Source organism: Spirillospora sp. NPDC046719 (assembly GCF_040645715.1).
Classification (GTDB): Bacteria; Actinomycetota; Actinomycetes; order Streptosporangiales; family Streptosporangiaceae; genus Spirillospora.
In genome coordinates this window covers 1-8,701 of record NZ_JBEYYT010000170.1, presented here as the reverse complement: position 1 = coordinate 8,701, position 8,701 = coordinate 1, and the positions used below count along the sequence as shown (strand labels likewise).

11 protein-coding genes are annotated in these 8,701 nt (G+C 72.2%); 3 read left to right on the top strand and 8 right to left on the bottom strand.

Annotated features, from left to right (window positions below):
* Positions 1–86 precede the first annotated feature (86 nt).
* Together ABZ914_RS26625 and ABZ914_RS26620 are read right to left on the bottom strand one after the other, a co-directional pair.
* On the bottom strand, positions 87–1,199 hold the full coding sequence (locus tag ABZ914_RS26625; protein ID WP_500196528.1) for a polysaccharide pyruvyl transferase family protein: 1,113 nt from the start codon (positions 1,197–1,199) through the stop codon (positions 87–89).
* A gap of 103 nt (positions 1,200–1,302) precedes the next feature.
* The gene (locus ABZ914_RS26620) at positions 1,303–1,887 is read right to left on the bottom strand and encodes a cadmium resistance transporter (RefSeq protein ID WP_500196526.1); all 585 of its coding nucleotides are present in this window, start codon (positions 1,885–1,887) and stop codon (positions 1,303–1,305) included.
* A gap of 98 nt (positions 1,888–1,985) precedes the next feature.
* Between ABZ914_RS26620 and ABZ914_RS26615 the strand changes: the two genes are divergently transcribed.
* Positions 1,986–2,456: a GNAT family N-acetyltransferase gene (locus ABZ914_RS26615; protein WP_500196524.1), complete on the top strand. Its 471-nt coding sequence runs from the start codon at positions 1,986–1,988 to the stop codon at positions 2,454–2,456.
* Positions 2,457–2,480: 24 nt separating this feature from the next.
* On the opposite strand, the gene ABZ914_RS26610 is transcribed toward ABZ914_RS26615, so the two are convergent.
* The 3 genes from ABZ914_RS26610 to coaA form a co-directional block, all read right to left on the bottom strand.
* Positions 2,481–2,804, bottom strand: coding sequence for a hypothetical protein (locus ABZ914_RS26610; protein ID WP_500196523.1), 324 nt, complete (start codon positions 2,802–2,804; stop codon positions 2,481–2,483).
* 9 nt (positions 2,805–2,813) lie between these two features.
* A complete protein-coding gene (locus ABZ914_RS26605) occupies positions 2,814–3,452 on the bottom strand; it encodes a TetR/AcrR family transcriptional regulator (protein ID WP_500196521.1) in 639 nt (212 codons plus the stop codon).
* Positions 3,453–3,555: 103 nt separating this feature from the next.
* Positions 3,556–4,497, bottom strand: a complete 942-nt coding sequence (gene coaA / locus ABZ914_RS26600) for a type I pantothenate kinase (RefSeq protein WP_433142013.1) — start codon at positions 4,495–4,497, stop codon at positions 3,556–3,558.
* A 124-nt stretch (positions 4,498–4,621) separates the two neighbouring features.
* Between coaA and glmS the strand changes: the two genes are divergently transcribed.
* Entirely contained in the window at positions 4,622–6,469 is a 1,848-nt protein-coding gene (gene glmS / locus ABZ914_RS26595; RefSeq protein ID WP_500196519.1) for a glutamine--fructose-6-phosphate transaminase (isomerizing), read from the top strand.
* A gap of 141 nt (positions 6,470–6,610) precedes the next feature.
* Here glmS and ABZ914_RS26590 read toward each other — a convergent pair whose 3' ends face one another.
* The 3 genes from ABZ914_RS26590 to ABZ914_RS26580 form a co-directional block, all read right to left on the bottom strand.
* Complete coding sequence (locus ABZ914_RS26590; RefSeq protein ID WP_190862704.1) at positions 6,611–6,817, bottom strand: DUF397 domain-containing protein; 207 nt, start codon at positions 6,815–6,817, stop codon at positions 6,611–6,613.
* Positions 6,818–7,015: 198 nt separating this feature from the next.
* On the bottom strand, positions 7,016–7,258 hold the full coding sequence (locus ABZ914_RS26585) for a DUF397 domain-containing protein (protein ID WP_190862744.1): 243 nt from the start codon (positions 7,256–7,258) through the stop codon (positions 7,016–7,018).
* A gap of 57 nt (positions 7,259–7,315) precedes the next feature.
* Positions 7,316–8,179 carry a helix-turn-helix domain-containing protein gene (locus ABZ914_RS26580; RefSeq protein WP_190862706.1) on the bottom strand — a complete coding sequence of 288 codons (864 nt, stop codon included), beginning with the start codon at positions 8,177–8,179 and terminating at the stop codon, positions 7,316–7,318.
* A gap of 325 nt (positions 8,180–8,504) precedes the next feature.
* Here ABZ914_RS26580 and ABZ914_RS26575 point away from each other — a divergent pair.
* On the top strand, positions 8,505–8,701 hold a 197-nt coding region (locus ABZ914_RS26575; RefSeq protein ID WP_500196517.1), incomplete at its 3' end, for an NAD(P)H-hydrate epimerase.

Here is an 8,701-nt window from a genome sequence, read left to right as displayed (position 1 = left end):
CCTCGCGGGGGCGGTGTGGGGGGCCCGGGGGCGCACCATCCCGGGGGGGCGGGGGGCGGGGTTCGCGGCCCCCCCGCCACCGGGCGTCAGGAGTAGATCTTCGCGGCCAGCGCGGCCTTCCCCTCCCGGAGGGCGGCCAGCGCGGCCGGGTCGAACCCGCCGCCGGCCGGGCGCTCCGGCACCGCCGGGGCCTCGGCGAGCGTCCAGCCGCTGCCCGTGCCGGTCAGGGAGCGGTGCTTGGTCGCGTAGTAGTCGGGGTTGATCGGAACCGCCACGCCGCTCGCCCCGGCGGCGGCGGCGAGCAGGTGCGGGTGGAAGCGGGTGGAGAGCCAGACCTGCTCCGGCCCGGCGGGCAGCCCGCGCGCCCAGATGTCGGAGAACGGGTAGAAGCGCATGCCGGGCAGGTACGGCTCGACCAGGTCGTAGATCGCCCGGTCGACGCCGGGAATGCCCTCGACGACCCCGATCCGGTCGCCGGTGACGCCCCAGGCCCGCATGGTGCCGGTCACGAAGGACGCGAGGGCGGGGCGCGGGATCTCCAGCAGGTCCGACTGGAGGCAGAGCATGACCTCCGGCATCTCTTCCTCGGGTCGCCGGTACAGGTGCGGGCCGATCCCGAGGAGCAGGTCGTCGCCGGTGCGGCCGGTCGCCGTCACGTCGCCGAGGAGCCGTTCGGACGGCTCGTCCCGCACGTCGGCGAGCTCGAAGTGCGCCGCCAGCTCGCGGACCAGCGGCGCGGCGTCCTCCGCCGCGGGGAAGAGCCCCTGACCGGTCATCACGGCCCGTCCGCCGGACCGCTCGACCGCCCCCACGGCGGCGGCGAGCAGCCCGTAGTGCTTCGGCCAGATGCGGTTGACGTACCCGCCGCCGATGACGTGGACGATCCGCGCCCGCGCGGCCAGCTCGATGCCGGCCACCCAGCGGCAGGCCATCCCGGGATGGTGCATCGCCCGCCGCACCCAGGCCGCCGTCTCCCACGGACCGTCGCCGGGGGCCTCCCAGCACAGCCGCCAGAACGTGTCGGTGAACCGCGCCCGCGGGTGGATCCCGTCGAGCAGCACCCCGGCCGGGCCGGGGCTCGGGCAGTCCAGCCACACGTCCGTGTCCGGGGCCGCCTCGGCCAGGTACCGCAGCCAGGCCGCGGCGATCAGCTCATCGCCGTAGTTCGGGAACCCGGTCGTGCCGACGAGATAGATCATTTCTCTCCTGAGCCTGTCCGCGGCCGAGCCGCCGCCCGGCGCGGGGAGGCCGGTTCACCAGAGGACGCCCACCGCCCCCTGGCGGATTACCCCGGATCCCTGCTCAGAGCCGGGTCAGCACGCCGGAACCGACGACGATGACCGCGCCGATCGCCATGAAGACGAGCGGGACGAGCCAGCGGCCGTAGCGCTCGACGACCTCGATGACCTTCTTGTGCGAGCCGAGCCATGACCCGGCCAGGCACCACAGCGCCACCCCGGCGGCGAACACCGCGATCGTCACGGCCGTCGCGCCGGGGCCGATGGTGCGGAACACGGGCGTGTAGACCGCGATGTTGTCGGCGCCGTTGGCGATCGTGACGGCGGCCACGGCGACGGTGCCCGACGCCACGGGCGGCGGGTCGCCGTCCCCGGCCCGCACCGCTCCGACCAGCCCGCGGACGCCGAGCGCGAACGGGACGAGGCCGAGCAGCCCGATCCACGCGTCCGGCACGACGGTCAGCCCCAGCGCCGCGACCACCGAGACCAGGACCAGGACGCCGACGCCCGCGTACTGCCCGGCCCAGATCTGCCGGGCCCGCGGCGCTCCGCCGGTCCGCCCGCTGAGGAAGAGGACGGTCAGCACGATGATGTCGTCGACGTTCGTCCCGGCGAACATGCCGATCGCGGCACCGATGGTCGCCCCCATAACGGACGAACCTACCGGCCCGCCCCACCTGGCGGCGGCGGAAAACCAGGTGCCCTGCCGGCCGGCCGGCTGGTAGTGGTTCCGGTATGGAGGATCTTGTGACCGAGCGTCTCGTGCTGCACCCGTTCACCGTCGCCGAGGCGGAGCGGCTGGTGGCGGCCGGGCCGGCTCCGGCGGGCGGCTACCCCAGCGGGATGGACGTGGCGGGAGCCCGCCGCTACCTGGAGGTCTGCGCCTCCGACGGTGATCCGCGGCCCTTCGGCGCCTACGAGATCCGGGTACGGGCCGACGGGCGCGCCATCGGCGGCGCGGGCTTCCACGCGGCCCCGGACGACGGCGGCACCGTCACGATCGGGTACGGGCTCGTCGAGGCGGCGCGCGGCCACGGCTACGCCGCCGAGGCGCTCCGGGAACTGCTCCGCTTCGCCCGCGCGGGCGGCGCCGCCCGCGTGAGGGGCGACACCGACCGCGGCAACGTCGCGTCGCAGCGCGTCATGGCCGCGGCGGGGATGCGCATGGTCGCAGAGGACGACGCCCTGAAGTACTACGAGCTGGCCTGGACGTCCTGACGCGCGCCCGCGCCCGGACAGGACTCAGGCCGCGGGGCCGGGTCGGGGAGCGGCCGAGGGCGGGGTCTCCTTGCGGCCGAAGGCGCCCGGGCCCGCGTGGAACAGGCCGATGAGCAGCACGCCGGCCGCCGCGGACCCGAAGGCCCAGCCGGGGTGCCGGCCTGGGTCCGCCCAGTGGACGAGCAGGAGCGCCACCACGAGCCCGGCCCAGCCGCCGACGAGGTTCGGCAGCGGCCCGTTGCCGGTGAGGTTCGGGTAGCGCTCGCGGGTGATGCCGCGCACGAAGTGGGGGAGGGCGTTGCCGCCCACCACTCCGCCGAGGCCGCTGAGAACGATCGTCTGCCACATCGGATGCTCCTAGGTCGCGCTGGTCCGGTGGGTCGCGCTGGGCTGGTCGGTCGCGCTGGGCTGGTGGGTCGCGCTGGTCCGGTGGTCGAGGAGGGGCAGCAGCACGTCGTCCACCAGGCGGAGGACGAAGGCGTCGTCGAGCGGTTCGCCGGCGACGAACAGCCGGGAGAACAGCATCGACGAGCTGATCTCCATGAACAGGGCGGCGTCGAGGCCGGCCGGGAGGTCGCCGCGCGCGACGGCCTGCGCGATGGCGGCGCCGAACATCGCGTGCTTGTCGTGCACGAACCGGGCCCGGACGGCGTCGGCCAGCGCCGGGTCGCGGTGCATGGCGACCATCAGCCCGAGGACGAGCGCGGCGTCCTGGGCCAGCAGGCCGTCGCGCATCTGCCGGAGCACCGCGAGCAGGTCGGTGCGCAGCTCCCCGGTGTCGGGCGGGGTCACCGCGGTGGCGCCGGCGCGGCCGCGGACCGCCGCCACCACCATCTCGGCCTTGCCGGGCCAGCGCCGGTAGATCGTCGCCTTGCTGGCCCGCGCCCGCGCGGCGATCGCGTCCATGGTCACCTGGTCGTAGCCGACCTCGGCGACCAGGTCGAGGACGGCCCGCAGGATGGCCTCCTCGCGGGCCGCGCCCCGTGCGTCCGACATGCGCCGCCCCTCCTCACTTCGAAACGAAACGGTTTCGTACACTACGTGCCGAGGGGCCGCCCCGGCAAGGGGCACGGGGTCCCCGCCCCGGCGGGGAGCGGCGTCAGATCCGGCGCAGCCGGACGCGCTGGACGGCGTGGTCGCGGCCCTTGTGCAGGACGAGGGTGGCGCGGGCCCGGGTCGGCAGGATGTTGGACACGAGGTTGATCTCGTTGACGTCCCGCCAGACCCGCTTGGCGAACGCGGCGGTCTCGTCCTCGTCCAGCTCGTGGGCGTACTTGTGGAAGTACGAGCGCGGGTCGGTGAACGCCGTGCGGCGCAGCGCGAACAGGCGCTCGACGTACCACTGCATGATGTCCTCGACCCGGGCGTCCACGTAGATCGAGAAGTCGAAGAAGTCGGAGACGCCGAGGGTGCCGGGCGGCGGCGCCTGCAGCACGTTCAGCCCCTCGACGATCAGGATGTCCGGCCGCCGGACGGTCTGCACCGCGTCCGGGACGATGTCGTACTCCAGGTGGGAGTAGACCGGGATCTCCGCCTTCTCCGCCCCCGCCTTGATCGACGAGACGAACCGGACCAGCGCGCGCCGGTCGTAGGACTCGGGGAAACCCTTCCTTTCCATGATCCCGCGCTCGGTAAGGATCGCGTTCGGATACAGGAAACTGTCGGTCGTGACGAGTTCCACGCTCGGGTGCTCGGGCCAGCGGGCCAGCAGGGTGCGCAGCAGCCGCGACGTGGTGGACTTGCCGACCGCGACGCTGCCCGCGACGCCGATGATGAACGGGGTGGGCGCGACCTCGCCGCCGAGGAAGCCGCTGACGGTGTCGCGCAGCCGCCCGTCGGACTGGAAGAACAGGTTCAGCAGCCGGGACAGCGGCAGGTAGACCTCCTCGACCTCGGTGATGTCGATCGGGTCCCGCAGGCCGCGCAGGGCGTCCAGCTCACCGGGGGTGAGGGGCAGCGGGGTGTTCTCGCGCAGGGCCCGCCAGGCCTCGCGGGAGAGTTCCACGTAAGGGGTCGGCACGCTGTCCCATCCGCTCGTCATGGCCAGAACGGTAATCGTTCGTTCAGGCCGGTCTCCGGGTTTTCACCGGGCGTCCAACCTAGCGCCACCCGTCTACGCCCTCTGCAGGTAGGTCCGGTGGGAGACACCGAATAGAGTTGCCGCCATGTGCGGAATCGTGGGGTACGTAGGCGGCCGGCCCGCGCTCGACGTCGTGGTCGACGGACTGGCCAGGCTCGAGTACCGCGGCTACGACTCGGCCGGGGTGGCCGTGCTGGCCGACGGGAGCCTGGCGACGGCGAAGCGGGCGGGGAAGCTGGTGAACCTGCGGGAGGCGATCGCCGAGGAGCCGCCGCCCGCCGGGACGCTCGGCATGGGGCACACGCGGTGGGCGACGCACGGCGCGCCGAACGACCGCAACGCCCACCCGCACACCGACTGCACCGGCTCCGTCGCGGTGATCCACAACGGGATCATCGAGAACTTCGCCGAGCTGCGCGCCGAGCTGGAGGACGCCGGGCACAAGCTGAAGTCCGACACCGACACCGAGGCCGTCGCGCACCTGCTGGAGGACGAGCTGGCCGGCGGGGGCGGCGGCCTGGCGGAGGCGATGCGCCGGGTGTGCCGCCGGCTGGAGGGCGCGTTCACGCTGGTCGCGGTGCACACCGGCGACGCCGACCTGGTGGTCGGGGCGCGCCGCAACTCGCCGCTGGTGGTCGGGGTCGGGCAGGGCGAGAACTTCCTCGCCAGCGACGTCGCGGCGTTCATCGAGCACACCCGGGACGCGATCGAGCTGGGCCAGGACCAGGTCGTGGAGCTGCGCTCCGGCGGGGTGACGGTCACCGACTTCGAGGGCCGGCCCGCCGAGGTGAAGGAGTACCACGTCGACTGGGACGTGTCCGCCGCGGAGAAGGGCGGCTACGACTACTTCATGCTCAAGGAGATCGCCGAGCAGCCGCGGGCGGTCGCCGACACGCTGCTCGGCCGGATCGGCGCGGACGGCCGGCTGCACCTGGACGAGATGCGCATCTCGGACCGGGAGCTCCGCGAGGTCGACAAGATCATCGTGGTGGCGTGCGGCACGTCCTACCACGCCGGGCTGATCGCCAAGTACGCGATCGAGCACTGGGCGGGGCTGCCCTGCGAGGTGGAGCTGGCCAGCGAGTTCCGCTACCGGGACTCGATCCTGTCGCCGACGACGCTGGTCATCGCGATCTCCCAGTCCGGCGAGACGATGGACGCGCTGATGGCCGTCCGGCACGCCCGCGAGCAGAAGGCCAAGCTGCTCGGCATCTGCAACGTCAACGGCTCGACGCTGCCGCGCGAGTGCGACGGCGTGCTGTACACGCACGCCGGCCCGGAGATCGCGGTCGCCTCCACCAAGGCGTTCCTGACCCAGCTCGTCGCGGTCTACCTGATCGCGCTCTACATCGCGCAGGTGCGCGGCACCAAGTGGGGCGACGAGGTGTTCGCGATGGTGCAGCTGCTGGAGCGGATGCCGGAGAAGGTCGACAAGGTCCTGGAGACCATGGAGCCGGTCCGCGAGCTGGCCCGGTCCCTGGCGGACGAGCGGTGCGTGCTGTTCCTCGGCCGGCACGTGGGCTTCCCGGTGGCGCTGGAGGGCGCCCTGAAGCTCAAGGAGCTGGCGTACATGCACGCCGAGGGGTTCGCGGCGGGCGAGCTGAAGCACGGCCCGATCGCGCTCATCGAGCAGGGGCTGCCGGTCGTGGTGGTCGTGCCGCCGCGCGCCCGGGACGTCCTGCACGACAAGATCGTCTCGAACATCCAGGAGATCCGCGCCCGCGGCGCCCGCACCATCGTGATCGCGGAGGAGGGCGACGCGTCGGTGGAGCCGTACGCGGACACGCTGATCGGCGTCCCGGCCGTCCCGACGCTGCTGCAGCCGCTCGTGACGACGGTGCCGCTGCAGGTGTTCGCCTGCGAGCTGGCCACCGCGAAGGGCCACGACGTCGACCAGCCCCGGAACCTGGCGAAGTCCGTCACGGTCGAGTAGCCGCCGACGCGGGGGCGGGGGAGGCGTGCGCCTCCCCCGCCCTTCGCGTGCGGAGCCTTTGCGCGCGGGCCCGTCCGCGCCGGTGCGGACGGGTGGCGGCTATTCGCGGGTCGTTTCTGAGAATCTCAGTAAATGCAACTTTCAGTGCAAGTCGAAGGCTCCCCTCCGGACGGCCGCGACGAACCGCCGCCATTCTCCGCGAGCGAAGTCCAGGCACGTATCGTCGGCTGCTCCGTCCCGTACGGAGACGATTCCGTCGTCGTGCCCGGCCACCTCGACACAGGTGTTGCTCGCCCCGCAGCGGGTGCTCTTCCTCCAGCGTGGGGGCGGTGCGGCATGGAAACTCATCCTGGCTCCCGAATCGGAGACGCATTCTGCTCACGGCGGCGCTGCCGATGCCAGGAACAAGGTAACAAGATCTGCCCGGAATGCCGATGATCAGCGGGGGCGCCGGTACCGCTGCGACCCCTGGTGCGCAAGAGCGGCCCGCCCCGGCGGACGCCGGTGCGGGCCGTCGGTCACCTCTTCGCCCGCGGACCCCCCGTGTCAGCGGGCCAGATCGAAGCGCCCGGCCTTGGCGGCGGACGCGAACGCCCGCCACTCGGCGGCGGAGAACGTCAGCACGGGCCCGCTGTCGCCGTGGAAGGCGTCCCGTGCGGCGACCGCGCCGCCGCGCAGGCTCCCGATTTCCACGCAGGCGCCGTTGCCCGCGCAGCGCGCGCTTTTCCGCCAGCCGGTAGCGGCGTTTTCGGACGCACCGGCTGCGGGCGCGTTGAGGTCAGGCGACATTTCGAACGAGGACACGCGTTGGCCTTTCCGGATATATGCACCGCCGTAGCGGCGGTGCTATCGCCAGACGGCCCGCGCTTGCGCAATGAATTCCATGGACTCGGCGCCGTCGAGCGCGACCCGGGCCATTCCCTCGAACGCGAGCCGATACATGTGCGTGATCTTCTCGTCGAGAAACTGGCTGACCGTGAGACTTTCCGTGTGAACGATGTCCGGAAAGACGACGTCGTGGACCGGGTCGAACTCCAGCAACTGGAACGACGCCTCCATCAGAGGATGGGCGACACCCAGCCGCAGGACGCGCAGAGTCACGTTCGGCATCTCCGCGACCTCGAGGAGATGGTCGAGCTGCGCTCGCATCACCGCGTGGTCGCCGACGAGGCGCTGCAGCACGGACTCGTCCAGCAGGACGGTGTATTCGACAGGTTCTGCTCTGTGCAGGATTCCCTGGCGACGCATCCGCACCTCGACCCTGCGGTCGATCTCCCGCGGCGGGACGGTGTCGAAAAGATGCAGCCCGGAGATCGTCGCGCGCGCGTACGCCTCGGTTTGCAGGAGGCCCGGAACGATGTAGGTCTCCCATTGCGTGATCTTGTTCGCTTCGTCTTCCAGTGCGATCAGTGCGGAGTAGCCGCCGGGCAGTTCCCGGTAACCCTCCCACCAGCCCTTCTCCGCGGCATCGTGTGCAAGGGCGATCAGCTCGGATCGGTGGGATTCGGCGATATCGTAGAGGTCGATGAGCGCGTGGATGTCGTCGATCTTCGCGCCGGTACGCGCGTTCTCCAGCCGGCTCACCTTGGCGGTCGACCAGGCCAGCCGCTCGGCGACATCGTCTCCGGTGAGTCCCTTCTGTTCCCTGAGCCGCCGGAGTTCGGCGGCGAGCCGGCGCTGCCGGACGTTCGGACCCCGGAACGGACTCATGTCCCCGGAGGCACTCCGAGACGCGACCACCGTTCCGACCCCCTTCTCGTCCGGGGAGCGGTCCCGTCGCAGTGTGCCGCATCGGGACCGTCCGTCGCTGCACGTTGGCTGATCATTTTACGGGTTTTTCCGCGTCCGCGCCGCACTGCAACTTCCGTGAAAACACACGCTAACCCACCTTTCGGGTGGCGGACCATGAATCGGACCCGGACGGGCGGCGCCATTGCGCCGGGGATCGCGGAACGGCTCCGGCCGGTTACACCGCGGTGGAGCGTGGCAGGCTAAGTCATGTGATCGTCCGGACGGCGCGCATGGGGAGCAGCGGATGAGGTACGCGCACGAGGTCGGCAAGGTGCGGGCGGCGGAGCGGGCGCTCATGGCGCGGCTCCCCGACGGCGCGCTGATGCAGCGCGCCGCCGCCGGGCTGGCGGCCGTCTGCGCCCGCGTCCTGCCCGCCGTCTACGGGGCCCGCGTCGTCCTGCTGGTCGGCGGCGGCGACAACGGCGGCGACGCCCTCTACGC

Bases quoted from the DNA above. Each gene is read 5' to 3' on its own strand.
- ABZ914_RS26625 (WP_500196528.1), bottom strand. From the start codon at position 1,199: ATGATCTATCTCGTCGGCACGACCGGGTTCCCGAACTACGGCGATGAG.
- glmS (WP_500196519.1), top strand. From the start codon at position 4,622: ATGTGCGGAATCGTGGGGTACGTAGGCGGCCGGCCCGCGCTCGACGTC.
- ABZ914_RS26585 (WP_190862744.1), bottom strand. From the start codon at position 7,258: ATGTCGCCTGACCTCAACGCGCCCGCAGCCGGTGCGTCCGAAAACGCC.
- ABZ914_RS26580 (WP_190862706.1), bottom strand. From the start codon at position 8,179: ATGAGTCCGTTCCGGGGTCCGAACGTCCGGCAGCGCCGGCTCGCCGCC.
- ABZ914_RS26590 (WP_190862704.1), bottom strand. From the start codon at position 6,817: ATGAGTTTCCATGCCGCACCGCCCCCACGCTGGAGGAAGAGCACCCGC.
- ABZ914_RS26605 (WP_500196521.1), bottom strand. From the start codon at position 3,452: ATGTCGGACGCACGGGGCGCGGCCCGCGAGGAGGCCATCCTGCGGGCC.
- ABZ914_RS26610 (WP_500196523.1), bottom strand. From the start codon at position 2,804: ATGTGGCAGACGATCGTTCTCAGCGGCCTCGGCGGAGTGGTGGGCGGC.
- coaA (WP_433142013.1), bottom strand. From the start codon at position 4,497: ATGACGAGCGGATGGGACAGCGTGCCGACCCCTTACGTGGAACTCTCC.
- ABZ914_RS26620 (WP_500196526.1), bottom strand. From the start codon at position 1,887: ATGGGGGCGACCATCGGTGCCGCGATCGGCATGTTCGCCGGGACGAAC.